The 25,342-nt window shown below is 71.6% G+C and carries 24 protein-coding genes; 10 read left to right on the forward strand and 14 right to left on the reverse strand.

Annotated features, from left to right (window positions below):
* Positions 1-31 precede the first annotated feature (31 nt).
* From AC0B9F_RS00930 to hisD, 9 genes are all read right to left on the reverse strand, one after another.
* Positions 32-622, reverse strand: coding sequence for an ArsR/SmtB family transcription factor (locus AC0B9F_RS00930; protein WP_471998074.1), 591 nt, complete (start codon positions 620-622; stop codon positions 32-34).
* Between the two features lie 133 nt (positions 623-755).
* The gene (gene hisF, locus AC0B9F_RS00935; protein ID WP_471998075.1) at positions 756-1,511 is read right to left on the reverse strand and encodes an imidazole glycerol phosphate synthase subunit HisF; all 756 of its coding nucleotides are present in this window, start codon (positions 1,509-1,511) and stop codon (positions 756-758) included.
* The gene (locus AC0B9F_RS00940) at positions 1,508-1,918 is read right to left on the reverse strand and encodes a RidA family protein (protein WP_471998076.1); all 411 of its coding nucleotides are present in this window, start codon (positions 1,916-1,918) and stop codon (positions 1,508-1,510) included. The genes hisF and AC0B9F_RS00940 overlap by 4 nt, the downstream gene beginning before the upstream one ends.
* The gene (gene priA, locus AC0B9F_RS00945) at positions 1,915-2,640 is read right to left on the reverse strand and encodes a bifunctional 1-(5-phosphoribosyl)-5-((5-phosphoribosylamino)methylideneamino)imidazole-4-carboxamide isomerase/phosphoribosylanthranilate isomerase PriA (RefSeq protein WP_361639086.1); all 726 of its coding nucleotides are present in this window, start codon (positions 2,638-2,640) and stop codon (positions 1,915-1,917) included. Before priA ends, AC0B9F_RS00940 begins: the two co-directional genes overlap by 4 nt.
* Positions 2,637-3,290: an imidazole glycerol phosphate synthase subunit HisH gene (hisH, locus tag AC0B9F_RS00950; protein WP_471998077.1), complete on the reverse strand. Its 654-nt coding sequence runs from the start codon at positions 3,288-3,290 to the stop codon at positions 2,637-2,639. Before hisH ends, priA begins: the two co-directional genes overlap by 4 nt.
* Complete coding sequence (locus tag AC0B9F_RS00955; protein ID WP_363269144.1) at positions 3,290-3,454, reverse strand: hypothetical protein; 165 nt, start codon at positions 3,452-3,454, stop codon at positions 3,290-3,292. Before AC0B9F_RS00955 ends, hisH begins: the two co-directional genes overlap by 1 nt.
* Before the next feature lie 5 nt (positions 3,455-3,459).
* On the reverse strand, positions 3,460-4,053 hold the full coding sequence (gene hisB / locus AC0B9F_RS00960; RefSeq protein ID WP_055416452.1) for an imidazoleglycerol-phosphate dehydratase HisB: 594 nt from the start codon (positions 4,051-4,053) through the stop codon (positions 3,460-3,462).
* A complete protein-coding gene (locus tag AC0B9F_RS00965) occupies positions 4,050-5,159 on the reverse strand; it encodes a histidinol-phosphate transaminase (protein ID WP_471998078.1) in 1,110 nt (369 codons plus the stop codon). The genes hisB and AC0B9F_RS00965 overlap by 4 nt, the downstream gene beginning before the upstream one ends.
* Complete coding sequence (gene hisD, locus AC0B9F_RS00970; protein WP_471998079.1) at positions 5,156-6,481, reverse strand: histidinol dehydrogenase; 1,326 nt, start codon at positions 6,479-6,481, stop codon at positions 5,156-5,158. Before hisD ends, AC0B9F_RS00965 begins: the two co-directional genes overlap by 4 nt.
* Positions 6,482-6,729: 248 nt before the next feature.
* Here hisD and AC0B9F_RS00975 point away from each other — a divergent pair, with 248 nt between their 5' ends.
* From AC0B9F_RS00975 to ybaK, 4 genes are all read left to right on the forward strand, one after another.
* Complete coding sequence (locus tag AC0B9F_RS00975; protein ID WP_471998080.1) at positions 6,730-8,307, forward strand: oxidoreductase; 1,578 nt, start codon at positions 6,730-6,732, stop codon at positions 8,305-8,307.
* Between the two features lie 197 nt (positions 8,308-8,504).
* Complete coding sequence (locus AC0B9F_RS00980; protein WP_471998081.1) at positions 8,505-9,518, forward strand: hypothetical protein; 1,014 nt, start codon at positions 8,505-8,507, stop codon at positions 9,516-9,518.
* Between the two features lie 162 nt (positions 9,519-9,680).
* Entirely contained in the window at positions 9,681-10,421 is a 741-nt protein-coding gene (locus AC0B9F_RS00985; protein WP_471998082.1) for an LON peptidase substrate-binding domain-containing protein, read from the forward strand.
* An 18-nt stretch (positions 10,422-10,439) separates the two neighbouring features.
* Complete coding sequence (ybaK, locus tag AC0B9F_RS00990) at positions 10,440-10,949, forward strand: Cys-tRNA(Pro) deacylase (RefSeq protein ID WP_471998083.1); 510 nt, start codon at positions 10,440-10,442, stop codon at positions 10,947-10,949.
* A gap of 224 nt (positions 10,950-11,173) precedes the next feature.
* Here the strand turns inward: ybaK and AC0B9F_RS00995 are convergent, their stop codons facing one another.
* The 4 genes from AC0B9F_RS00995 to AC0B9F_RS01010 all read right to left on the reverse strand — a co-directional run bounded on the left by AC0B9F_RS00995 (position 11,174) and on the right by AC0B9F_RS01010 (position 15,034).
* The gene (locus AC0B9F_RS00995; protein WP_471998084.1) at positions 11,174-11,848 is read right to left on the reverse strand and encodes an AAA family ATPase; all 675 of its coding nucleotides are present in this window, start codon (positions 11,846-11,848) and stop codon (positions 11,174-11,176) included.
* Between the two features lie 34 nt (positions 11,849-11,882).
* Positions 11,883-12,707, reverse strand: a complete 825-nt coding sequence (locus AC0B9F_RS01000) for an ABC transporter permease (RefSeq protein WP_471998085.1) — start codon at positions 12,705-12,707, stop codon at positions 11,883-11,885.
* A 37-nt stretch (positions 12,708-12,744) separates the two neighbouring features.
* Positions 12,745-13,764, reverse strand: a complete 1,020-nt coding sequence (locus tag AC0B9F_RS01005; RefSeq protein ID WP_471998086.1) for an ABC transporter ATP-binding protein — start codon at positions 13,762-13,764, stop codon at positions 12,745-12,747.
* 64 nt (positions 13,765-13,828) lie between these two features.
* Positions 13,829-15,034, reverse strand: a complete 1,206-nt coding sequence (locus AC0B9F_RS01010) for an NYN domain-containing protein (protein WP_471998087.1) — start codon at positions 15,032-15,034, stop codon at positions 13,829-13,831.
* A gap of 222 nt (positions 15,035-15,256) precedes the next feature.
* On the opposite strand from AC0B9F_RS01010, the gene AC0B9F_RS01015 reads away from it, so the two are divergent.
* Positions 15,257-15,418: a hypothetical protein gene (locus tag AC0B9F_RS01015; RefSeq protein WP_363267206.1), complete on the forward strand. Its 162-nt coding sequence runs from the start codon at positions 15,257-15,259 to the stop codon at positions 15,416-15,418.
* A gap of 102 nt (positions 15,419-15,520) precedes the next feature.
* Here the strand turns inward: AC0B9F_RS01015 and dnaE are convergent, their stop codons facing one another.
* Complete coding sequence (gene dnaE, locus AC0B9F_RS01020; protein WP_471998088.1) at positions 15,521-19,060, reverse strand: DNA polymerase III subunit alpha; 3,540 nt, start codon at positions 19,058-19,060, stop codon at positions 15,521-15,523.
* Positions 19,061-19,292: 232 nt separating this feature from the next.
* On the opposite strand from dnaE, the gene AC0B9F_RS01025 reads away from it, so the two are divergent.
* From AC0B9F_RS01025 to AC0B9F_RS01045, 5 genes are all read left to right on the forward strand, one after another.
* Entirely contained in the window at positions 19,293-20,618 is a 1,326-nt protein-coding gene (locus AC0B9F_RS01025) for a DUF2252 domain-containing protein (RefSeq protein ID WP_471998089.1), read from the forward strand.
* Between the two features lie 81 nt (positions 20,619-20,699).
* Positions 20,700-21,392 (forward strand): hypothetical protein, encoded by a 693-nt coding sequence (locus tag AC0B9F_RS01030; RefSeq protein ID WP_471998090.1) that lies wholly within the window; start codon positions 20,700-20,702, stop codon positions 21,390-21,392.
* Between the two features lie 105 nt (positions 21,393-21,497).
* The gene (locus tag AC0B9F_RS01035) at positions 21,498-22,322 is read left to right on the forward strand and encodes a thioredoxin domain-containing protein (protein WP_471998973.1); all 825 of its coding nucleotides are present in this window, start codon (positions 21,498-21,500) and stop codon (positions 22,320-22,322) included.
* 101 nt (positions 22,323-22,423) lie between these two features.
* Positions 22,424-24,097, forward strand: coding sequence for an alkaline phosphatase D family protein (locus AC0B9F_RS01040; protein WP_471998091.1), 1,674 nt, complete (start codon positions 22,424-22,426; stop codon positions 24,095-24,097).
* Between the two features lie 258 nt (positions 24,098-24,355).
* Complete coding sequence (locus AC0B9F_RS01045; protein ID WP_471998092.1) at positions 24,356-25,339, forward strand: zinc metalloprotease; 984 nt, start codon at positions 24,356-24,358, stop codon at positions 25,337-25,339.
* Positions 25,340-25,342 lie beyond the last annotated feature (3 nt).

Consider the following 25,342-nt stretch of genomic DNA (forward strand, 5'->3'; position numbering starts at 1 on the left):
CCTCTCGAAGAGGATCCCGGGTCGCGGGATCTCAGGTGCGGAAGGGGAAGCCGTACGTGTGCACCGCGACGTTCTCGCGGCCTTCCGTGTCGCCCGCGTCGGCGGCGGCACGGCCGAGCTCCTCGTACTTGCGCACGAGGTCGTACATCTCCTTGGACAGCCGTGCCAGTTCGTCCGGGGTGAGCTTGAGCAGCCACTCGGAGGAGTCGGAGGCGGCGTTCCACGCGGCGCCCCAGTGGGCGCGCTCGTCGAGGAAGCGGCGGTAGGTGTCGGCGCGCTGCTCGAAGAAGAGGCGGCTGGCGGCGGTGTGCGCGGCGGCCTTCTCCGGGGCGTCGCGGAAGTCCTCGTCGCGGATGGAGACGCCGTCGGTGGAGGGCTGCCACCAGCGTTCGCGGGCGTCCGTGCTCTGGTTCTCGGCCTCTTCGATCAGGCCGTGCTCGGCGAGTTTGCGCAGGTGGTAGCTGACCAGCGACACGGCCTCGTCGACCTGCTCGGCGAGCTGGGACGCGGTGGCGGTGCGGGCGATGGTCAGCGCCCGGTACAGCTTCATCCGCAGGGGGTGGGCGAGCGCCTTGAGCGTGCCCAGGTCGCGGATGCGGCGGTCTCTCTCCCTGTCTGGCATGCCTCCACGCTAGGTACGAAAGGAAAGTTGCGCAATATATATTGCACAACTTTCCTTTCGCGTCTGCCGTGAAAAAACCCCGGCCGGTCGCGGGGACCGGCCGGGGCCTGCGTGACGCCTTCGTCGTGCGGGGTCAGCGGACGGGGTGGCCCGCCTCCCGCAGCGTCTGCTTCACCTCGCCGATGCGCAGATCACCGAAGTGGAACACCGACGCGGCCAGCACCGCGTCCGCGCCCGCCTTCACGGCCGGCGGGAAGTCGCCGAGCTTGCCGGCGCCGCCGGAGGCGATCACCGGGATCGTGACGTGCTGACGCACGGCCGCGATCATCTCCAGGTCGTAGCCGTCCTTGGTGCCGTCGGCGTCCATGGAGTTCAGCAGGATCTCGCCGGCGCCCAGCTCGGCCGCCCGGTGCGCCCACTCGACGGCGTCGATGCCGGTGCCACGCCGGCCGCCGTGCGTGGTGACCTCGAAGGTCCCGCTCGGCGTGCGGCGCGCGTCGACCGACAGGACCAGCACCTGCCGGCCGAACCGCTCGGCGATCTCCCGGATCAGTTCCGGACGGGCGATCGCGGCCGTGTTCACACCGACCTTGTCGGCGCCCGCCCGCAGCAGCCGGTCCACGTCCTCGGCCGTGCGCACGCCGCCGCCGACGGTGAGCGGGATGAACACCTGCTCGGCGGTGCGGCGCACCACGTCGTACGTCGTCTCCCGGTTCCCCGAGGACGCGGTGATGTCCAGGAAGGTCAGCTCGTCGGCGCCCTCGGCGTCGTACACCTTGGCCATCTCGACGGGGTCGCCCGCGTCGCGCAGGTTCTGGAAGTTGACGCCCTTGACGACCCGGCCGTTGTCCACGTCCAGGCAGGGAATGACTCGGACGGCCAGGGTCATGCGGTCACTCCGTGCTCTGCGCCGGGGCGGTACGCCTCCACCTCGACCTGGACGACCAGAGAGGGGTCGACGAAACCGGAGACGATGATCACCGACGTGGCGGGCCGGACGGCGCCGAACAGCTCCTTGTGGGCGCGGCCGATCTCGTCGACGTCCCGGGCGTGCGTGAGGTACAGGCGCGTGCGCACGACGTCGCCACGGCCGAGCCCCACCTCCTCCAGCGCCGCCAGGGCGACCTGGAAGGCGTTGACGGTCTGCTCGTACGGGCCGCCCCCGGCGATCTGCCCGTCCACGATGGACGTGCAGCCCGAGACCAGCACCAGGCCGTTCGGCAGCTCCACCGCGCGGGAGTAGCCGAACTGCTCCTCCCAGGGCGCGCCGGTCGACACGCGTCGGACATCGCTCACTTGGCTACCGCCTCCAGAGCCTCTTCGAGGGTGAACGCCTTTGCGTACAGCGCCTTCCCGACGATGGCGCCCTCCACACCGAGCGGTACGAGGCCGGCGATGGCGCGCAGGTCGTCCAGCGAGGACACGCCGCCGGAGGCCACGACCGGGCGGTCGGTGGCCGCGCAGACGTTCTTCAGCAGCTCCAGGTTGGGGCCCTGCAGTGTGCCGTCCTTGGCGATGTCGGTGACGACGTAGCGGGCGCAGCCCTCCTTGTTCAGGCGGTCCAGCGTCTCGTACAGGTCGCCGCCGTCGCGGGTCCAGCCGCGGCCGCGCAGCGTGGTGCCGCGCACGTCGAGGCCGACGGCGATCTTGTCGCCGTGCTCGGCGATGACCTTGGCGACCCACTCCGGGGTCTCCAGGGCGGCCGTGCCCAGGTTGACGCGGGTGCAGCCGGTGGCCAGCGCGGCGGCCAGGGTGTCGTCGTCGCGGATGCCGCCGGACAGCTCCACCTTGATGTCCATGGCCTTCGCGACCTCGGCGATCAGCTCACGGTTGTCCCCGGTGCCGAAGGCGGCGTCCAGGTCGACCAGGTGCAGCCACTCGGCGCCGGAGCGCTGCCAGGCGAGGGCGGCCTCCAGCGGGGAGCCGTAGGAGGTCTCGGTGCCGGACTCTCCGTGCACCAGGCGGACGGCCTGGCCGTCGCGGACGTCGACGGCGGGGAGGAGTTCGAGCTTGCTCACAGGGTTCCGATCCAGTTGGTGAGGAGCTGGGCTCCGGCGTCGCCGGACTTCTCGGGGTGGAACTGCGTGGCCCACAGAGCGCCGTTCTCCACGGCGGCCACGAAGGGCTTGCCGTGGGTGGCCCAGGTGACCTTGGGGGCCGCGATGACCGGGTTGGTGACCTCGAGGCTCCAGTCGTGGACGGCGTAGGAGTGCACGAAGTAGAAGCGGGCGTCCGCGTCCAGGCCGGCGAACAGCTCCGAGCCGGCCGGGGCGTCCACGGTGTTCCAGCCCATGTGGGGCACGATGTCCGCCTGGAGCGGCTCGACCGTGCCCGGCCACTCGTCCAGGCCGTCGGCCTCGACACCGTGCTCGATGCCGCGCGAGAAGAGGATCTGCATGCCGACGCAGATGCCCATCACCGGGCGGCCGCCGGCCAGCCGGCGTTCGACGATCCAGTGGCCGCGCGCCTCCCTGAGCCCCGCCATGCAGGCGGCGAAGGCGCCGACGCCGGGCACGAGCAGGCCGTCGGCGTTCATCGCCCGGTCGTAGTCGCGGGTGATCTCGACGTCAGCACCCGCGCGTGCCAGGGCGCGCTCGGCGGAGCGCACGTTCCCGAAGCCGTAGTCGAAGACGACGACCTGCCGCCTCCTCCCGACTGGGGTGCTCATCAGCTCCACACCTCCAGCCGCATCACGCCCGCGACCAGGCACATGGCCGCGCCGATGGACAGCAGCACGATCAGGCTCCGCGGCATCTGCTGCTTGACGAAGGAGATGATGCCGCCGATCAGGAACAGACCGACGACGATCAGGACGGTGGACAGACCGTTCATCGCTTTTACAGCGCACCCTTCGTGGACGGGAGGATGCCCGCCGCGCGCGGGTCGCGCTCGGAGGCGTAGCGCAGGGCCCGGGCCAGCGCCTTGAACTGGCACTCCACGATGTGGTGCGCGTTGCGGCCGTAGGGCACGTGCACGTGCAGCGCGACCTGGGCCTGGGCCACGAAGGACTCCAGGATGTGCCGGGTCATCGTGGTGTCGTACTCGCCGATCATCGGCGCCATCTTCTCCGGCTCGGTGTGCACCAGGTAGGGGCGGCCGGACAGGTCGACGGTGACCTGGGCGAGGGACTCGTCCAGCGGGACCGTGCAGTTGCCGAAGCGGTAGATGCCCACCTTGTCGCCGAGGGCCTGCTTGAAGGCGGCGCCCAGCGCGAGGGCGGTGTCCTCGATGGTGTGGTGGGAGTCGATGTGCAGGTCGCCGTCGGTCTTCACGGTCAGGTCGAACAGACCGTGCCGGCCGAGCTGGTCGAGCATGTGGTCGTAGAAGCCGACGCCGGTGGCGATGTCGGTCTTCCCGGTGCCGTCGAGGTCTATCTCGACGAGGACCGAGGTCTCCTTGGTCGTACGCTCCACGCGTCCCACGCGGCTCATGTGTTCAGCTCCTTCTTCAGCTCACGGACCGCGTCGAGGAACGCGTCGTTCTCCTGCGGGGTGCCGGCGGTGACCCGCAGCCACCCCGGTACGCCGTTGTCCCGGACCAGGACGCCCCGGTCGAGGATCTTCCGCCAGACCTCGTGGGCGTCGTCGAACCGGCCGAACTGCACGAAGTTGGCGTCCGAGGCCGTCACCTCGTAGCCGATCGCCCGCAGTTCGCTCACCAGCCGGTCCCGCTCGGCCTTCAGCTGCTCGACGTAGCCGAGCAGCGTGTCGGTGTGCTCCAGGGCGGCCAGCGCGGTCGCCTGGGTGACCGCCGACAGGTGGTACGGCAGCCGCACCAGCTGGACGGCGTCCACGACGGCCGGGTGCGCGGCGAGATAGCCGAGGCGCAGACCTGCCGCGCCGAACGCCTTCGACATCGTGCGGGAGACGACGAGGTGCGGGCGGCCCTCGAGCAGCGGCAGCAGCGAGTCGCCGTGGCTGAACTCGATGTACGCCTCGTCCGCGATCACGATCGACGGCTTGGCGGCCTGCGCGGCCTCGTACAGCGCGATCACGGTCTCGGGCGGGACGGCCGTGCCCGTGGGGTTGTTGGGGGTGGTGATGAAGACGACGTCGGGCCGGTTCTCGGCGATCGCCTTCTCGGCGGCGGCGAGGTCGATGGTGAAGTCGTCGTTGCGCGGCCCGGAGATCCAGCCGGTGCCCGTGCCGCGCGCGATGAGCGCGTGCATCGAGTACGACGGCTCGAAGCCGATGGCGCTGCGGCCGGGCCCCCCGAAGGTCTGCAGCAGCTGCTGGATGACCTCGTTGGAGCCGTTGGCCGCCCAGACGTTCGCCAGGCCCACCTCGTAGCCGCACGTGCCGGTCAGGTACTCGGCCAGCCTGGTGCGCAGCTCCACGGCGTCGCGGTCCGGGTAGCGGTTGAGCGTGCGGGCCGCCTCGCGCACCCGCTCGGCGATCCGCTCCACCAGCGGCTCGGGCAGCGGGTAGGGGTTCTCGTTGGTGTTCAGCCGTACCGGGACGTCCAACTGGGGCGCGCCGTAGGGGGACTTGCCGCGCAGCTCGTCCCGGACGGGAAGATCGTCGATCCGGACGTTCACTTGCTCTTCGGAACCTTCCAGTCGAACCGTGCCTTGATCGCCGCGCCGTGCGCGGGCAGGTCCTCCGCCTCCGCCAGCGTCACCACGTGGTGCGCGATCTCGGCCAGCGCGTCCTTCGTGTAGTCGACGATGTGGATGCCGCGCAGGAAGGACTGGACGGACAGGCCCGAGGAGTGGCAGGCGCAGCCGCCGGTGGGCAGGACGTGGTTGGAGCCGGCCGCGTAGTCGCCGAGCGACACCGGCGCCCAGGGGCCGATGAAGATCGCGCCGGCGTTCTGCACCCGGTCGGCGACCGCGGCGGCGTCGGCGGTCTGGATCTCCAGGTGCTCGGCGCCGTAGGCGTCGACCACGCGCAGGCCCTCGTCGATGCCGTCGACCAGCACGATCGCGGACTGCCGGCCCTTGAGGGCGGGCACGATCCGGTCGTCGACGTGCTTGGTGGCCGCGACCTGCGGCTTAAGCTCGCGCTCGACGGCGTCGGCCAGCTCCACGGAGTCGGTGACCAGGACGGCGGCGGCCAGCGGGTCGTGCTCCGCCTGGCTGATCAGGTCGGCGGCGACGTGCACCGGGTCGGCCGTGGCGTCCGCGAGGATCGCGATCTCGGTCGGGCCGGCCTCGGCGTCGATGCCGATCTTGCCGGTGTAGTAGCGCTTGGCGGCGGCGACCCAGATGTTGCCGGGGCCGGTGACCATGTTGGCGGGTGCGCAGGACTCGGTGCCGTGGGCGAACATCGCGACGGCGGTGGCGCCGCCCGCGGCGTACACCTCCTCGATGCCGAGCAGCGCGCAGGCGGCGAGGATCGTCGGGTGCGGCAGCCCGCCGAAGTCGGCCTGGGCCGGCGAGGCGAGCGCGATCGAGGGGACCCCGGCCTCCTGCGCCGGTACGACGTTCATCACCACGGACGAGGGGTAGACGGACCGGCCGCCGGGCACGTAGAGGCCGACGCGCTCGACCGGGACCCACTTCTCGGTCACGGTGCCGCCGGGCACGACCTGGGTGGTGTGCGTGGAGCGGCGCTGCTCGCGGTGGACGAGGCGGGCGCGGCGGATGGACTCCTCCAGGGCCGCGCGCACGGCCGGGTCCAGCTCGTCCAGCGCCTCGGTGAGCGCCTCGGCCGGCACCCGGACCCGTTCCAGCCGGACGCCGTCGAATTTCTCCGCGAAGTCGATCAGTGCCGCGTCGCCGCGATGATGCACGGCCTCGCAGATCGGACGCACCTTCTCCAGGGCGGCCGAGACGTCGAAGTCGGCTCGGGGCAGCAGGTCACGCAGGGCGGGGCCCTCAGGAAGGGCGTCGCCGCGCAGATCGATTCGGGAGATCACGGTCTCAATTCTCTCAGACCCGTGCAGCGTGCCGTGCGGCCGTATCAATGGCTGATACACGACGTGGTACGACGCGGGGGTGCGGGCGCGACGACGGCGGGCGTGCGGACGCGGTGAAGGGGGCGTGCGGGGCGCTCGTTCTGTCCGGAAGACGACCGTCACTTTGGGTGTTCGGGGGGTCACCCACCGGGCATGAACGGCTGTACGAAGACCAGAACCCGCGAGTAGCCGGGGAGGAAGTGAGCGCCGTGACCGAGGAGGTGGGCCTCCACGACACCGGCGATCTGCCCGAGGACCTGACCGCCGCGGAAGCCGGCATGTGGCTGGCCTTCCGCAACGGCAGCGAGTACGACCTGAGCAGCGGCGACCGCGTCGTCGACGACCCGCACGGCGGGCACCCCTGGGGGCCGGAGCGCACGGTGCGCGCGCGGATCGTGGCCTGGCTGCTGCTGGACGGCCCGCCCGCCCTCGCGGGCCGCGTCCCCGCGCTGAAACTGGTGGGGGTGCAGCTCAGCGGCGCGCTCGACCTGGCGGGCGGCACCGTCGCGCCGTACGTGGAGCTGCGCGACTGCCGCTTCGAGAACGACGTGCTGCTGCCGGAGGCCCATTTCAGCACGGTGCGGCTGGTGAACTGCTCGGTGCCGCGCCTGGAGGCGGCGCGGCTGCACACCGAGGGCGACCTGTACATGCCGCACTGCCGCTTCCACCGCGGTATCCGGCTCACCGACGCGCACATAGGCACCGACCTGATGCTCAACGAGGCGATCGTGCACCGAGACCGCACGGGCCGGTCCCTCGCCGGGGACGGCCTGAGCGTCGGCCAGGACCTGCAGGCGGAACTCCTCCAGTCGGACGGCGAGCTGAGCCTGCGCGGCGCGAAGATCGGCGTGTCGCTGAGCCTGCGCGGGGCGCGGCTGGCCAACCCCTACGCCCGGCACGCGCTGAACGCCCCGCAGCTGACCGTCGAGCGCACGCTGTATCTGACCCCGGCGGGAATCGGCCAGGCGCTGATGGGGGTGACACCGGCGCAGGGGACGCGGATCCAGGCGTTCGAGTGCCGGGGCGGGGTGCGGCTGGACGACGGGCGGTTCGGGGACGCCGTGGACTTCGAACGGGCCCGGTTCGCGCTCGACGAGGAGCAGGAGCTGTCGCTGCGCCGGGTGCAGACGCCGGAGCTGCGCTTCCTCGGGGAGCAGCCGCGGCTGGGGCGGGTGGTGCTGTCCGGGGCGCGGATCGTCACCCTCATCGACCGGGCGAGCGCCTGGCCGGGTCCGGGGCGGCTGCAGATGGCCGGCTTCACCTACGAGTGCCTGGTGCCGCACGGTCCGTTCCCGCTGTCCGAGCGGCTCGCCTGGGTGGCCGCCGCGACCGCCGAGTACAACCCGGAGCCGTACGAGCGCCTCGCGGCGGTGCTGCGCGCCGCCGGCGAGGACGAGGACGCGCGCGAGGTGCTGCTCGCCAAGCAGCGCCACCGCCGCGAGACGCTGTCGCTCGCCGCGAAGCTGTGGGGGTACGCCCAGGACTGGACGGTGGCCTACGGCTACCGGCCGGGGCGGGCGGCGCTGTGGCTGGCACTGCTGTGGGCGGCGGGTTCGCTGGCCTTCGCCCAGGCGGGACCGCCGCCGGTGCAGCGCGACGAGCACCCGGCGTGGGATCCGGCGCTGTTCGCCCTGGACCTGCTGCTGCCGGTGATCGACCTGGGTCAGGTGGGCCAGTGGCAGCTGACCGATGGCTGGCAGTGGCTGGCCGCGGCGCTGGTCCTGCTGGGCTGGGTCCTGGCGACGGCGGTGGCGGCGGGGGCGACGCGACTGCTGCGGCGGGGCTGACCTGACCGCCGCCGCGAGGGGGAACCGAGCCGATCGCCGCCGCGAGAGGGACCCCACCTGCGGTTACCCGGGGTACTCGGTACAGGGGTTCGATAAGTTGAGGAAAGGTCACGTTTTGCTCTTCCTTGACCTCGAGGCGTACAACTTTCGGGAGGTTCCGTGTAGCCACTGGCGCCGCCACGACCTGCGGCTTTTCAATGGTCGGCACCATGGCTCTGCTGCTGCCGTTCATCCGCTCGGGCCGGATGACCCCCACCGCCGCGTACTCCGCCGGGCCCGACACGGACGCCCCCCAGGTCCCTGACGGCGAGGTGCTCCTCGACGCGCCCGACTCCCGGCTGGCCCCCGTGCTGGTCGCGGCCGCGCGCGGCGATCACGCGCCCGCCGCCGGGCTGCTCGGCGCGACCCGCGCCGCCGCCGAGTGGGAGCGCCGCGACCGGTACGCCCTGCGGCTCGCCGCCTTCGCGCGCTCCCGCCCCGAGTGGCTGCACGCCTGGCGTACGGCCGACCCGCACGACCCGCACGGGCTGGTGGTCGAGGCCCAGCTCGCCGTGGACCGCGCCTGGCGCTCCCCGGCCCGCGCCGAGGCGCTGCGCGAGGTGAGCCCGCTGATCACCCGGGCCGCGCGCGTCGACGACGGCGACCCGGTGCCGTGGCGCATCGCGCTGGACCACGCCCGGGGCGCGCGGGCCGGGCACCGGTACTTCGAGGAGCTGTGGGAGGCGGCGGTGCGGCGCGCTCCGCACCACTACGGCTGCCATGTGGCCGCGCTGCGGTATCTGGCCGCCTCCGGGCGGGACGCCTACCGCGCCTGCTTCGACTTCGCCGACCGGGCCGCCCAGGACGCTCCGGCCGACTCCTTCGTCCAGGCGCTGCCGTTGCGGGCGGCCTTCGCCTTGCTGTCCGGCCCCAGCGGTTCGCATGGTGCGCACGCATCGCCGGTGGAACGCGAACGGCTGGACGCGGCGGCCGATCGGGGAATCGCGCTGTCGGCGCGGCTGGGGCCGGCCGATCCGTGGCCCGCGCCCATCCGGAACCTGCTGATCCATGTCCTGGCCCTGCTGGACCGGCCGGGCGAGGCGCTGGAGCAGCTGCGGATGAACGGCCCGTACGCCACGTCGTTTCCCTGGGAGCGCGAGTCGGACGACCCGCTGGGGCGCTTTCTGCAGATGCGGGAGGAGCTGCGGGGGGCGGTCGCGGGCGCGGGGTGACCTCTGTGGCCAGGGTCGCCGGAGGTGTCTGCCGCGGGGCCCGGTGACGGCTGCGACGCGGGCACCTGGGTCCCTGTTGCGGAGGCGTTGTGAAGGGTCCTGGTGTCCGTAGCGCGGGCGGGGCGGACACGTGTGCCCCGTCGGCGATTAGGCTGTGGCGCCGTGACCACCGTCCGGCTCCCGCTCTTTCCCCTGAACTCGGTGCTGTACCCCGGGCTCGTCCTCCCGTTGAACGTCTTCGAGGAGCGATATCGCGCCATGATGCGCGAGCTGCTCAAGACGCCCGACGACGAACCACGCCGCTTCGCCGTCGTGGCGATCCGCGACGGCCGCGAGGTCGCGCCCAGCGTGCCCGGCATGCCGGACCAGACCGCGCTGCCCGAGCGCGGGCCCGCCGCCGGATTCGGCGCCGATCCGACGAAGGCCTTCCACACGGTGGGCTGTATCGCGGACGCGGCGACGATCCGGGAGCGCGCCGACGGCACCTTCGAGGTGCTGGCGACCGGCACCACGAGGGTGCGGCTGCTGTCCGTGGACGCCTCGGGGGCCTTCCTGACCGCGGAACTCGAGGAGCTGCCCGAGGAGCCCGGCGACGAGGCCGGTGCGCTCGCGGAGGGGGTGCTGCGGGCCTTCCGGCAGTACCAGAAGCGGCTGGCGGGCGCTCGGGAACGCTCGCTGTCGACCGGCGCGGATCTGCCGGACGAGCCGTCCGTGGTGTCGTACCTGGTCGCCGCGGCGATGATGCTCGACACGCCCGCGAAGCAGCGGCTGCTGCAGGCGCCCGACACGGCGTCCCGGTTGCGGGACGAGCTGAAACTCCTGCGCGCCGAGACGGCGATCATCCGTACGCTGCCGTCGCTGCCCGCGGCGGAGCTGACCCGCGGGCCGACGAGTCTGAACTGATCCTGGGGAACGGCCGGCATGGCGAAGAAGGCGAAGAAGCAGCAGCAGTCCGGGACCGGCGGGACGCCCGCGACGGTGGCCCTCGCGGCGGCGGGCGTGGACTTCACGGTCCACTCCTACGACCACGACCCGGGCCACCCCTCGTACGGCGAGGAGGCGGCCGAGGCGATGGGCGTCTCCCCGGAACGGGTGTTCAAGACGCTCGTCGCGGACGTGGACGGGGTGCTGACGGTCGCGGTCGTGCCGGTGGCCGGGCAACTGGACCTCAAAGCGCTGGCCTCGGCGGTGGGCGGCAAGCGGGCCGCGATGGCCGACCCGGCGCTGGCCGAACGCACGACGGGGTATGTGCGCGGCGGGATCTCCCCGCTCGGGCAGCGCAAGCGGCTGCGGACGGTGCTGGACGCGTCGGCGCCGGCGTTCGACACGATCTGCGTTTCCGCGGGCCGCAGGGGCCTGGAAGTCGAACTGTCCCCGGGGGACCTGGCGAAGCTGACGGAAGCGGTTCTGGCGCCGATCGGGCGGGGGTAGGTCTGCGGGTGCGGGTGCGGGTCCGAGATCGTCTGCGGGTTCGTCGCGGCTGGTCGCGCCCACGCGGCGGAGCCGCCTGCCGACACAGCCCCGCGCCCCTTGGATGCCTGCGGCGGCCCGTTGCGGTCGCGTCGTGGCGTACGTGGGCACCGGCCGGTTCCTGAGGCGTGGCCGGCCGCGCGTCCCACCCCGGCCGGCGCCGAACGCCGGTCACCTCGAAACGGCTACGCCGGCGGTACCCCGTAACCGCCCAGGGGCTCGGGGTCGCGGGGGCCGAAGAGGGCCGTGAGGGCCAGGTGGAACAGGAGGGCCGCCAACGGCCACGTCAGCAGCGCGCCCTTCGCTCCCAGCTTCAGCGGCGCGGAGAACGTGACGCCCTCGCCGACCGCCTTCGCGTGGGCGATGACGTCGGATGCCGGGCCGAGCCATACGCCGAGGCGCCATGCCAGCAGCGACGCGAGCAGGCCGCCGACGCCCAGGCCGGCCACCAGCGGCACGCCCCCGCGCCGGCGCCACAGGAACACGGCAGCCCCGCTGAGCGCCCCGAAGGCCAGCGCCAGCAGCGTGAACGTTCCGTCGACGCCGATCGCCTGCTCGCCCTCGCTGTCCTTGAGGTAGACGACCCAGCTGTTGCCGGTCACGCTGCCCACCAGCGGCACGTGCGGTGCGAGCCACCACCACAGCAGCCCGAGCAGCACACCGCCGGCCGTCACCCCCACGGTGACCACGGCGGCCTCACGCACTTCCGTCTTCATCCCGGGCCCGTCCTGTCCGTACACGGCGTCCTGCGGCGCGGGAGTCGCATACCCGTATCCGTCCGCGGCAGGCGGACCGGCCTGGCCGGAGGGGGACGAGGAGTGGTTGTGCGGCCCGGTGGGCGGTGTCAGCGGTGCGGTCACCCCCACATCGTGCCAGGTGCGCCGAAGCGCCGCGTCACCGGACGGCGGCCCGCCGGTAGGCCCATGTGGCGACGGCCAGGGAGGCCACCCCGACCCCGGCGCACACGGCGAGGTCACCGAGCACGTGCGCCCAGTCGGGGCTCGCCGCGAAGGTCCGCGCGAGCGCCTCGACGCCGTAGGTGGACGGCAGCAGGTCACGGGCCAGCCGTACGGCCTCGGGCATCCGGTCGGCGGGCAGGACGCCCAGCAGCAGCGCCGCCGACATGCCCAGCTGGCCCAGGAGCGTGGCCAGTTCCGGGCGCGGGGCCAGCAGGCCGCAGGCCGCGCCGAGCCCGGACAGCGCGGCGCCGGCGAGCGGGATGACGGCGACCAGCACCCACAGGTGGGTCAGCGGCAGTCCGAACAGCGCGCATCCGAAGACGGCGGTGACCACCGTGCCCGGCACGGTGAAGGAGGCGTACGCGGCCGCCGCGCCGAGCACCACGGCGGCGGGCGGCACCGGCAGCGTGGCGTAGTGGTCGAGGCCGCCGCTCGCGCGCAGCTGCCCGAAGTACTGCGCGAGCAGGTTGAGCGCGACGAACGCGACGACCAGCACCGCGGACCCGGCGACGACCGGCTCGGCCTCGTTGCCGCCCTCCACCACCCCGCGCATCATGATCAGGATGCCGACGGACTGGAACGTCGCCACGAACAGCAGCGGCATCCGCGCCACCCGGGCCCGGGACAGCTGCGCCCGGTAGACGGCGCCCAGCGACGGCCACAGCCGGGCGCGCGGCCCGAGCTCGGCGGGGGCCGGGGCGGCGGCCCGTGCCGCGCCCCGGGCGCCGCCCGACAGACTCTCGGCGGGTACGACACTCAACGGAAGCTGCTCCTTGTCCGTACGGCCCTCGCCTGCCTCATGCCTTCACCAGCCCCTGCCGTGCGGCGCCGCCGAGGGCCAGGTAGACGTCCTCCAGGCTGGGCGTGGCGAGCGTGAAGTCGTCCAGCGCGGCGAACGCGGCCCCGCCGGTGACGGTCGCGACGACGGCGCGGGCCTCCTCCGGCGCGAGCCGGAGCGTCCAGCGGCGCCCGGACTCGGTGGCCCGGTCGCGCAGCGCGGCGACCTCCGGCACGTCGAGCGGGGCGCGCTCACGCCACACCAGTTCGACCCTGACCTCGTCGGCGACCTGTTCCTTGAGGCCGGTGGGCGTGTCGCAGGCGATGATCCGCCCCTGGTCGAGGACGGCGACCCGGTCGAGGACGGTCTCGGCCTCGATGACGTTGTGAGTGACCAGCAGGACGGTGGTGCCGCGTTCGGCGCGGCGGCGGTCGACGGCGGACCACACCGCGCGGCGGGCCACGGGGTCCATGCCGGTGGTGGGTTCGTCCAGGACGAGCAGCTGCCGCTCGCCGACCAGCGCGGCGGCGAAACAGGCGAGCCTGCGCTGGCCGCCGGACAGCTTCTTCAGGGGGCGTGCGGCGATCGGCGTGAGGCCCAGCTCGTCCAGTACGGCGTCCCGCTCGGCGCGGGCCTGCCGGATGTCCAGGCCGCGCAGCCGTCCCGTGGTCTCGGCGGCCAGCGACACGGTCAGTTCGTCCAGGGCGGTGGACTCCTGGCCGAGGTAGGCGAGGATGCGGGCGGCTCGCTCCGGGTGGCGGACGATGTCGTGCCCGAGGATCTCCACGCTGCCCGAGTCGGGGCGCATCAGCCCGGTGAGCTGGCGGACCAGGGTCGACTTGCCGGCGCCGTTCGGCCCGAGCAGGCCGAAGATCTCGCCGCGCCGGATGTCCAGGCGTACGTCGTCGGTGGCGCGGACCTCGGGCGTACCGGGAGCACCGCGCCGGGACCGGACGGCCCGATAGGTCTTGGTCAGTCCGCGCACCGCACAGACGACCTCACCGAGGGGCCGTTCTGATGCTGCCGTGCGCGTACTCACAAGGGACGAGACTACGGGGTCGGCGGGCTTTACTCGCCGTTGGGGCGGGCTACCGCTCCCCGGCTCACTCCCCCGCGGGGACGGGTTCGGCTGTCGTCGGGACGTCGATCTCTCTCCAGAAGCCCGCCCGGATGGCGTAGCGGTCGTGTTCGTCGATCTGGTCGTCCTTGTGGGCGAGGAGGCCGAAGCGGGCGGCGTAGCGCAGCAGCTCGCCGTCGATGCGGTGCGGGATGCGGGGGTACATCCCGGACAGCCGCTGGAGGTGGCCCGGGTCGCCGAGGCGGGAGATCCAGCGGCGGGCGAAGACCTGGCCGACCTCGTAGGGGTCGCCGCCGACGGTGGTGATGTCCTCCTCGCGGTCGGCCCAGCGCTGCTCGGCCGTGGTCACCTGGGCGAGCGTGGGCATGGCGGCGGCCTCCGGCGGCTCGGCGGGGGTGCCGGGGCGGTCGACCCAGCCCTTGTCGGAGGACCAGCGCAGGGTCGCGGTGGCGGGGTGCTGGGGGGCGGGCGCGCCGGCGCGCAGTGCGGCGAGGTCCTTCGGGGTGGGGACGCCCTTGGAGCCGGGGAGGCGGTCCTGGGCGTCGTTCTGCGGGGCGGCCGCGGCGGGCCCGGCCTCGCGTGCGGGCCGCTCGGCGCCGGGCGCGGACTCGGGCAGGGGGGCGGAGAGGATCGCGGCGATCTCGGGGCGGGGCGCGGGCTGCGGGGCGCACACGCCGGTGAGTTCCTTGGCGCGTACGGCGCGGGTGATCCAGACCCGGTCCAGCACGCGCCGCTCGTCGGCCTCGGCGACCAGGTCCTCGGACTGGTTGTAGTCGCCGTCGGCGGCCTGGACGGCCCACAGATGGACGGCGACGCCGTGCTCCTTGGCGGACATCATGCCGGGCAGCAGGTCGCCGTCGCCGGTGACGAGGACGATGTCGGAGCAGGCGCGGTTGCGGGCCAGCTCGGTCAGCTCGGCGTGCATGGCGGCGTCCACGCCCTTCTGCGCCCAGCGGCCGTCACTGCGAGTGAGGGCGCCCAGGCGGACGGTGACCCGGGGCATGACGCGCAGCCGGCGGTGTTCGGGCTGGGGCACGCGGTCGGGGGCGCCGTCGAACCAGTAGATGCGCAGCAGCGGCTGCTGGGTGTCGGCCTCGGCGCGTTCGCGCAGGCCCTGGATGAGGGCGGCGTGGTCGACGGTGATCCGGGACCGGGAGGGCTCCCCGGCGAGGAGGCTGGCGGCCGCCCCCAGCAGGTACCCGGCGTCCACCAGGACGATGCAGCGGTCCACGCGACTCACCCTCTTCCTGGGAGGTTTGCTTCGGGCTTCCTTCGAGTCTGCCCGACCGGGCGGAGGTTAACGGCCGGAACTCGATCTTCGGCGTGGCGTTTCGGCGCGGTGCGGCTCCAGACTCCTTGTCACGCACGGTAATTGTCCGATATGCGCTTGTTGTCAGTCTATGTGAATCTGGTCGCGGCCCTGGCCCCTAGATCCCCCACAGGAGGCATCACCATGGCCAAGAACAAGAACCGTGATCGTAAGCAGCGTCCGACCGAGCGTGGTCAGCAGGCGACCCGGCAGCCGGCGATGGACACCGAGTCGCAGCCCGAGGTGGAGGCGACCCCCGGCGACGTGGCCACCCGCAAGCGGAAGCGCAGCTTCGGCCACAACTGAATCCGCGTGACGGGTCTGTTGCGATCCGGGCAATGACAAGGGGCGCACCCGGTGACCGGGTGCGCCCCTTATGCGTGTACGCCGCTTATGCGTGTACGCCGCTCAGCCGGCCAGGCAGGACGGGCCCAGCAGCACCTTCAGGTCGCCGAACAGCGCCGGATCGGGCTTGACCCGGTGCCGGTCCAGGCGCAGCACGGTCGTCCTGGTCGGGCCCTGGAGCCTGATCCGGACCTCGCTGTCGCCCTTGTGGTGGCTGAGGATCTCACCGAGCCGGCTGACCATGGGCGGAGTGATCCTGGTGGCGGGGATGGTGAGCACCACCGGCGCGTTGGTGCCCGCGTTGGACAGGTCCGGGACCAGCAGCTCCATGGCGACCAGCCGCGGCACGTCCTCGCGCTTGTCGAGCCGCCCCTTGACGAACACGACGGCGTCCTCGACCAGTTGGGTGGACACCAGCTGGTAGGTGGCCGGGAAGAACATGCACTCGATGGAGCCCGCGAGGTCCTCCACGGTGGCGATCGCCCAGGCGTTGCCCTGCTTGGTCATCTTGCGCTGCAGACCGGAGATGATGCCGCCGATCGTCACGACCGCGCCGTCCGCGTGCTCACCGCCGGTGAGCTGGGAGATGCCCGCGTCGGCCTTGTCGGACAGGATGTGCTCCAGGCCGAACAGCGGGTGGTCGGAGACGTACAGACCGAGCATCTCCCGCTCCTGGGCGAGCAGATACGTCTTGTCCCACTCCTCGTCCGTGAACTGCACGTCGAGTCCGAAGCCGGGCTCGCTGGAGGTGTCCTCGCCCATCCCGCCGAAGAGGTCGAACTGCCCCTCGGCCTCCTTGCGCTTGACCGCGACCACGTTGTCGATCATCGGCTCGTACTGCGCCGTCAGGCCCTTGCGGGTGTGGCCCATCTCGTCGAAGGCGCCGGCCTTGATCAGCGACTCGGTGGTGCGCTTGTTGCAGACGACCGCGTCGACCTTGTCGAGGTAGTCGGGGAAAGAGGTGTACTTCCCCTTCGTCTTGCGGCACTTGATGATCGACTCGACGACGTTGGTGCCGACGTTGCGCACGGCGGACAGGCCGAAGAGGATCACGTCGTCGCCCTGCGCGGCGAAGTTCGCCTCGGACTCGTTGACGTTCGGCGGGAGCACCTTGATGCCCATGCGCCGGCACTCGTTGAGGTAGACGGCCGACTTGTCCTTGTCGTCCTTGACGGAGGTCAGCAGCGCGGCCATGTACTCGGCGGGGTGGTTCGCCTTGAGGTAGGCGGTCCAGTAGGACACCAGGCCGTACGCGGCGGAGTGCGCCTTGTTGAAGGCGTAGCCGGCGAAGGGGACCAGCACGTCCCACAGCGCCTGGATCGCCTCGTCGCTGTAGCCGTTCTTGCGGGCGCCGGTCTGGAAGATGGTGAAGTTCTTCGCCAGCTCGTCGGGCTTCTTCTTGCCCATCACGCGGCGGAGGATGTCGGCCTCGCCGAGCGAGTAGCCGGCGATGATCTGGGCGGCCTTCTGCACCTGCTCCTGGTAGACGATCAGGCCGTGGGTGACGTCCAGGACCTCCTTGAGCGGCGCCTCCAGCTCGGGGTGGATCGGCGTGATCTCCTGCTGCCCGTTCTTGCGCAGCGCGTAGTTCGTGTGGGAGTTCATGCCCATCGGGCCCGGGCGGTACAGGGCCGACACGGCGGAGATGTCTTCGAAGTTGTCGGGCTTCATCAGCCGCAGCAGCGAGCGCATGGGGCCGCCGTCGAACTGGAAGACGCCGAGGGTGTCGCCGCGCTGGAGCAGGTCGAAGGTCGTGGGGTCGTCGAGCGGGAGGCTGAGGAGATCGATGTCGATCCCCTTGTTCGCCTTCACCATCTTGACGGCGTCGTCCATGATCGTGAGGTTGCGCAGGCCCAGGAAGTCCATCTTCAGCAGGCCGAGCGACTCGCAGCTCGGGTAGTCCCACTGGGTGATGGTGACGCCGTCGGTGTGCCGCACCCAGACCGGGACGTGGTCGACGATGGGCTCGCTGGACATGATCACGCCGGCCGCGTGCACACCCATCTGCCGCACCAGGCCCTCCACACCGCGCGCGGTGTCGATGACCTTCTTCACGTCCGGTTCGTTCTCGTACATCCCGCGGACCTCGCCGGCCTCGCTGTAGCGGGGATGGGCGGGGTCGGTGATGCCGGACAGCGGGATGCCCTTGCCTAGGACGTCGGCGGGCATCGCCTTGGTGATGCGGTCGCCCATCGCGTACGGGTAGCCCAGCACGCGCGCTGAGTCCTTGATCGCGTTCTTGGCCTTGATGGTGCCGTAGGTGCCGATCATGGCGACCTTGTCGGCGCCGTACTTCTCGGTCACGTACCGGATCACCTCGACGCGCCGGCGCTCGTCGAAGTCGATGTCGACATCGGGCATGGAGATGCGCTCGGGGTTCAGGAACCGCTCGAAGATCAGGCCGTGCGGGATCGGGTCGAGGTCGGTGATGCCCATGGCGTAGGCGACGATCGAGCCGGCCGCGGAGCCTCGGCCGGGGCCGACGGCGATGCCCTGCTTCTTGGCCCACATGATGAAGTCGGCGACGACGAGGAAGTAGCCCGGGAAGCCCATCGAGATGATGACGTCCATCTCGTACTCGGCCTGCTTCTGACGGTCCTCCGGGACGCCGCCGGGGAAGCGGCGCTCCATGCCGCGGCGGACCTCCTCCTGGAACCACGTGACCTCGGTGTAGCCCTCCGGGATGTCGAACTTGGGCATGAGGTCGCGCTTCTCGAACATGCCGGTGGTGTCGACCATCTCGGCGACCAGCAGCGTGTTGGCGCAGCCCTCCTGCCATGCGTCCGAGGAGTCGATGGCGTACATCTCGTCCGTGGACTTCAGATAGTAGCCGGTGCCGTCGAACTTGAAGCGGTCGGGGTCGGAGAGGTTCTTGCCGGTCTGGATGCACAGCAGCGCGTCGTGCGCCTGCGCCTCGTGCGCGTAGGTGTAGTGCGAGTCGTTGGTGACCAGCGGCGGGATGCCGAGCTTCTTCCCGATCTCCAGCAGGCCGTCGCGGACCCGGCGCTCGATCTCGATGCCGTGGTCCATCAGCTCCAGGAAGTAGCGGTCCTTGCCGAAGATGTCCTGGTAGTCGGCCGCGGCCTTGAGGGCCTCGTCGAAGTGGCCGAGACGCAGCCGGGTCTGGACCTCACCCGAGGGGCAGCCGGTGGAGGCGACGATGCCCTCGGACCACTGGGCGATGGTCTCCTTGTCCATCCGGGGCCACTTCTGCAGCCAGCCCTCGGCGTAGGCGTCGGAGGAGAGCCGGAAGAGGTTGTGCAGGCCGGTGCTGCTCACCGCCCACATCGTCTTGTGGGTGTAACCACCCGAACCCGAGACGTCGTCCCTCTTCTGGTGTGGCTGGCCCCACTGGATCTTGCGCTTGTTGCGCCGGGACTCCGGGGCGACATACGCCTCGATCCCGATGATCGGGGTGATTCCGGACTTCTGCGCGGTGTGGAAGAAGTCGTACGCACCGTGGAGGTTGCCGTGGTCGGACATGGCGATGTGCGTCATGCCCATCTCGTTGCACGCGTTGAACATGTCCTTCAGCCGCGCGGCACCGTCCAGCAACGAGTACTGGGTGTGGACGTGCAGGTGCGTGAACGGCGGCTTCGACACTGTGTGGCCTCCAGCGGAAACAGTCGGCGACGGATGGGCGGACGATGGTGGATTCAGCGTCGAAGTCTATGCCGGAGGACTGACAGCGGACATGATTGCGGCGGCGCGCAGCGCCCCGATGAGGGGTGGAGGCCGGGTGACGGGCGGGCACTACGGCGTACCTTCATCCGTTGGAAGCGGCGAAGACGCTTCGTACACCCACTGCACCACCTGCACCAGGAGGCACCCAGCGATGTCGGCACCCCAGCTCAGCGACGAGCAGCGCGGTGAGGAGATTCTCACCGTCTTCGACACCGCCTTCGGCGAGCTCCTGGCCGCCGACCCGGCCGCGTTCCGGGTGAAGTTCCGCAAGATGGCGGCCTCGGCGTTCGCGTTCTACCGGGGTACGGCGTGCCTCTTCTACCACGACGTCGACACGGACCGGCGGGGCGGCCCGTACCTGGACGAGCGCACCTCGCGCGTGTGGATCCACGGCGATCTGCACGCGGAGAACTTCGGCACGTACATGGACTCCACGGGCCGGCTGATCTTCAACGTCAACGACTTCGACGAGGCCTACGTCGGCCCCTTCACCTGGGACCTGAAGCGTTTCTCCGCCTCCATCGCGCTGGTCGGGTACGCGAAGGCGCTCGGCGACGAGCAGATCACGGAACTGGTGCAGATCTACGCGGGCGCGTACCGCGAGCGGATCCACGCCCTGGCCACCGGCGCCAAGAGCGACGAGGTGCCGCCGTTCACCCTGGACACCGCCCAGGGCCCGCTGCTGGACGCGCTGCGCGACGCCCGCTCGCTGACCCGGTTCGGGCTGCTGGACTCGATGACGGAGATCCGGGACTTCGAGCGCCGCTTCGCCCCCGGCGGCGGCGCCATCGAGCTGGACGCGGCCACCCGCTACAAGGTGCTGGCCGCCTTCGACGGCTACCTGGAGACGCTGCCGGAGACCTCGCTGGCCCGCCCGGACTCCTACCGCGTCAAGGACGTCGTCGGCCGCCGCGGGGTCGGCATCGGCTCGGCCGGGCTGCCGTCGTACAACATCCTGCTGGAGGGGCACAGCGACGCCCTGGAGAACGACGTCGTGATCTACATCAAGCAGGCGCAGACGCCGGCCGTCTCCCGGCACATCACGGACCAGGCGATCCGTGACTACTTCCAGCACGAGGGCCACCGCACGGTGATCTCGCAGCGCGCCCTGCAGGCGCACGCCGACCCGTGGCTGGGCTGGACCGAGCTGGACGGCTCCGGCCAGCTGGTCGCCGAGGTGTCGCCGTACGCGGTCGACCTGGACTGGGGCGACATCGACGACCCGGAGGAGATCGCGAGCGTCGTCGCCGACCTCGGCCGGGCCACGGCCGCCATGCACGCGGCCGCCGACGACACCTCGGGCGAGTCGCTGGTGCCGTTCTCCACCGAGCGGGCCATCGACGCGGCGATCGCCGCCGACGAGGAGGGCTTCGCGCCGCTCCTGGTCGACTTCGCGCACGGCTACGGCGCACGCGCGCGTGCCGACCACCAGATCTTCCTCGACCTGTTCCGCAACGGCCGCATACCGGGGCTGTGAGCCGCTCGATGCCGGTGTGAGCTCTCACAGGGACCCTTTAGGGGTCTCTTACCGGAGCTCGTGCCACACTCTTGACTCGCTATGGACATATCCGGGACCCACCTCAGAGCGCTCCGCGCGGCGCTGTTCACGGCACTGGTCGTGACGGTCAGCTCCGCGTCGCACGTGCTGCTGTCCCGGGTCCCCCTGCCCGCCAACACGGTCGCCGCGGTCGCGGTGGCCGTGTTCGCGCTCGCCTACGCGCTGGCGGGCCGCGAGCGGGGCTTCGGCCGGATCGCCGCGCTGCTGATCCCGCTGGAGCTGGCCGCGGACACCCTGTTCACCACGGGCCAGCACCTCTGCTACGGCGCGGCGGGCGGCCCGGTCGCCGGGCCGCTGCGCTCGGTCGGCTGGGACGTGCTGTGCGGCAACCGCGCCGACGTGGGGTCTCCGCTGGCCCGGATGACGGGCACGGACACCGAGCGGCTTCCCGCCCTGCTCTCCCACGCGGACCCGGCCACGGCCTGGCTGCTGCTCGCCGCGCACGTGGGCGTCGGTCTGCTCGCCGCCGCCTGGCTGCGCCGGGGCGAGCGGGCCCTGGCCCAGCTGGTGCGGGCGGTGGCCGCGACCACGTTCCGGCCGCTGCTGCTGGCCGTCGCCGCGGTGGCCGTCCGGCCGGCCGGGCCGGCGCGCCGGCTGCCGCGCCCCGTCCGCCGTACGGCCGCCCTGCGCGGCCCGCTGCTCGCGCACTCCCTGGGACGGCGCGGACCGCCCTGCTCACCGCTGTTCGCCTGACCGTTCGCAACCGAACGCTCACCGCAGGCGAACGCCCGGGCACCGGCAGTCCCCTTCACGCATCCGCGCACGACGGTGCGCGTGACATCCACGGAGATCATCACCATGAGCAAGCGGAACAGCCAGACGGCCAAGACGGCGGCGCGCGAGCGGCTGCGCGCCGAGCGCGAGCGCGACGCCAAGCGGGCCAAGGTCAAGCGGCAGGTCACCGTCGCGGTGTCCGTCGTCGCCGTCCTCGCGGCGGCCGGCGGCATAGGTTACGCGGTCGTCCAGGCCAACAAGCCGGGCCACTGGGAGGCCGTCAAGGACCAGAAGCTCGTCAAGCCGGCCCACACCACCGGCGCGGACGGCACGACCGTCGTCATCGGCAAGAGCACCGCCAAGAAGACCCTGGCGATGTACGAGGACCCGCGCTGCCCGGTCTGCGCGGCCTTCGAGCAGGGCGTGGGCCAGACGGTCAAGAAGGACGTCGACGAGGGCAAGTACAAGATCCAGTTCGTCGGCGCCACCTTCATCGACACCAACATCCCCGGCGAGGGCTCCCGCAACGCGCTCAGCGCCCTCGGCGCGGCGCTGAACGTCAGCCCCGAGGCGTTCCTCGAGTACAAGAGCGCCCTGTACTCGGCGAAGTACCACCCCGACGAGCAGGACGACAAGTTCAAGGACGACGCCTATCTGCTGAAGGTGGCGGACACGGTCGGCGCGCTGAAGAACAACGCGGCGTTCGAGAAGGCCGTCAAGGACGGGACCTACGACAAGTGGGCCCTGGTGATGAGCGACAAGTTCAACACCGACGGCCAGAAGTACGACTTCCAGGGCACCCCGACCCTCGTCATGGACGGCAAGAAGGTCACCGGCCCGGACGGCAAGAACGCCCCCATGTCGGTGGACGAGTTCAACACGGCGATCGACAAGGCGCTCAAGGGCTGACCCAGCGGCACACGGGCCGACCACGACGGCACACCCAACAGCGGGCGAACTTTCGCCGGTTCGCCCGCTGTCGCGCGTACCGATCAGTAACCTGATCGGTCGTGACCAGTCGATACAGAGCCGATTCCGCTCCCGCCCCCGAGGCGAACTCCTTCACCCCTCGCCGCCGTACGGTCGTCAAGGCCGCGGCGGCGACGGCTGTGCTGGCCGGGCCGCTCGCCGCCGCCCTGCCCGCCCGGGCCGCGTCCGCCGCCCCCGCCTTCCTGCACGGCGTGGCCTCCGGCGACCCGCTGCCCGACGGCATCCTGCTGTGGACCCGCGTGACGCCCGTGCCGGAGGCGATACCGGGCTCGGGCGTGGGCCCGGACACCGAGGTCGCGTGGGTCGTCGCCACGGACCGGGCGCTGACGAACGTCGTCGCCCGGGGCTCCGTCACCGCGACCGCCGCCTCCGACCACACCGTCAAGGCCGACGTCCGCGGCCTGAAGCCGGCGACCGACTACTGGTTCGGTTTCTCCGCCGGCGGCACGGACTCCCCCGTCGCCCGCACCCGCACCGCGCCCGCCGCCGACACCGCCGTGGCGAACCTGCGCTTCGGCGTGGTCTCCTGCGCCAACTGGGAGGCCGGTCACTTCGCGGCGTACCGCCATCTCGCGGCCCGCTCGGACCTGGACGCCTGGCTGCACCTCGGCGACTACATCTACGAGTACAAGTCGGGCGAGTACGCCGCCCGCGGCACGGTCGTCAGGCCGCACGCGCCCGCGCACGAGATCCTCACTCTCGCCGACTACCGGCTCCGGCACGCGACCTACAAGACCGACCCCGATCTGCAGGCGCTGCATCTGCGGGCGCCGGTCGTGGCGATCTGGGACGACCACGAGTTCGCCGACAACTCCTGGTCGGGCGGCGCGGTCAACCACACCGAGGGCGCCGAGGGCACCTGGGCCGCGCGCCAGGCCGCCGCCAAGCAGGCGTACTTCGAGTGGATGCCGGTGCGTCCGGCGCTGGCCGGCACCACCTACCGCCGGCTGCGCTTCGGCAAGCTCGCCGACCTGTCCCTGCTGGACCTGCGCTCCTTCCGCTCCCAGCAGGCGTCCACGGCCTCCGGTTCGGTGGACGACCCGGACCGCACGATCACCGGGCGGGCGCAACTGGACTGGCTCAAGGCCGGGTTGAAGGCCTCGGACACCACGTGGCGGCTGGTCGGCAACTCGGTGATGATCTCGCCGTTCGCCATCGGCTCGCTCTCCGCGGACCTGCTGAAGCCGCTGGCCAAGCTGATGGGACTGCCGCAGGAGGGCATCGCGCTCAACACCGACCAGTGGGACGGCTACACCGACGACCGCCGTGAACTGCTGGCCCATCTGCGGGCCAACGCCATCCGCAACACCGTCTTCCTGACCGGCGACATCCACATGGCGTGGGCCAACGACGTGCCGGTGGACGCCGGGACGTACCCGCTCTCCCCGTCGGCGGCCACGGAGTTCGTGGTCACCTCGGTGACGTCCGACAACCTCGACGACATCGTCAAGGCGCCCGAGGGCACGATCTCCGCGATCACCTCGCCGGTGATCCGGGCCGCCAACCGGCACGTCCACTGGGTCGACACCGACCGGCACGGCTACGGCGTACTGGACCTCACCGCCGGCCGGGCGCAGATGGACTATTACGTGCTGTCCGACCGCACCGACCCGGACGCGACCTCCACCTGGGTCCGCTCCTACCGCACCCGCAGCGGCACGCAGAAGGTCGAGCGGACCTACGACCCTGTGTGACAGCTGTGAGCGAAGGACGGTTTTCAGCCATCGCAACGGCTTCGTTGAATGGCTGACTTCTCGTCGCGCCACCCGGGCGGGTGGTGTGATCCGCAGTCGAATCCGGACACACCACCCGCCCGGTACAGGGGTATCCCTATAAGCCGATGTGGCTTGATCACTGCTCTTCCCGCTTGGTCATGTGCACGTAATCTCCGGGCCACGACACAGGAAACCCCCCTGCGTCGCATACCCCACCGCCTCCACCAGGAGACACCCATGCGTGCGCTTGCCCGGATATCCCCCTCCACGCGCAGACGCCTGCTCGGCACCGCCGCCGTGGCCGGAACCCTCCTGCTCTCCCCGCTGTCCGCCCCCACCGGCGTGGCCGCGGCCGCCCCGGCGGCCACCGCCTGCGCCGACAGCGGCAACGCCGCCGCCCGCGCGGCCCGCCCCGCGGACGGCCGGCACGTCGCCGAGCCCAACGAGGTCACCGCCGCCAAGGCCCAGGCCATGGACGCCGACCTGCACAAGAAGCTCGACCAGCTGCGCACGAGCGGCCGCAGCTCGCTGGCGGCCGCCTCCACCACCATCCCGGTGTACTTCCACGTCGTCCACGACGGCGCCGCCGGCAACCTGAGCGCCACGGACATCAGCGCCCAGATGAACGTGCTGAACGCGGCGTACGCCGGACAGGGCACCGGCAACAACGACTCCGGCTTCCAGTTCACGCTGGCCGGCACCGACTACACGGACAACGCCGCCTGGTACAACCTGACCGACGGCTCCGCCGAGGAGAAGGCGATGAAGACCGCCCTGCGCAAGGGCGGCGCGAACGCGCTCAACCTCTACACCGCCAACCTCGGCGGCGGGCTGCTCGGCTGGGCCACCTTCCCCAGCTCCTACAACTCCAGCCCCGCCATGGACGGCGTGGTCATCCTGGACGCCTCGCTGCCGGGCGGCTCCGCCGCCAACTACAACGAGGGCGACACCGCGACCCACGAGGTCGGCCACTGGATGGGCCTGTACCACACCTTCCAGGGCGGCTGCACCGGCAAGGGCGACTACGTCGACGACACCCCGGCCGAGAAGAGCGCCGCCTACCAGTGCCCGACCGGCCGGGACACCTGCACCACCAAGCCGGGCGCCGACCCGATCCACAACTTCATGGACTACACGTACGACGCGTGCATGTACCAGTTCACCGCCGGCCAGGTGACGCGCATGCAGCAGAGCTGGGCGGCCTACCGCGCGGCCGGCTGACCT

This window comes from Streptomyces sp. NPDC097129 (genome assembly GCF_055668065.1).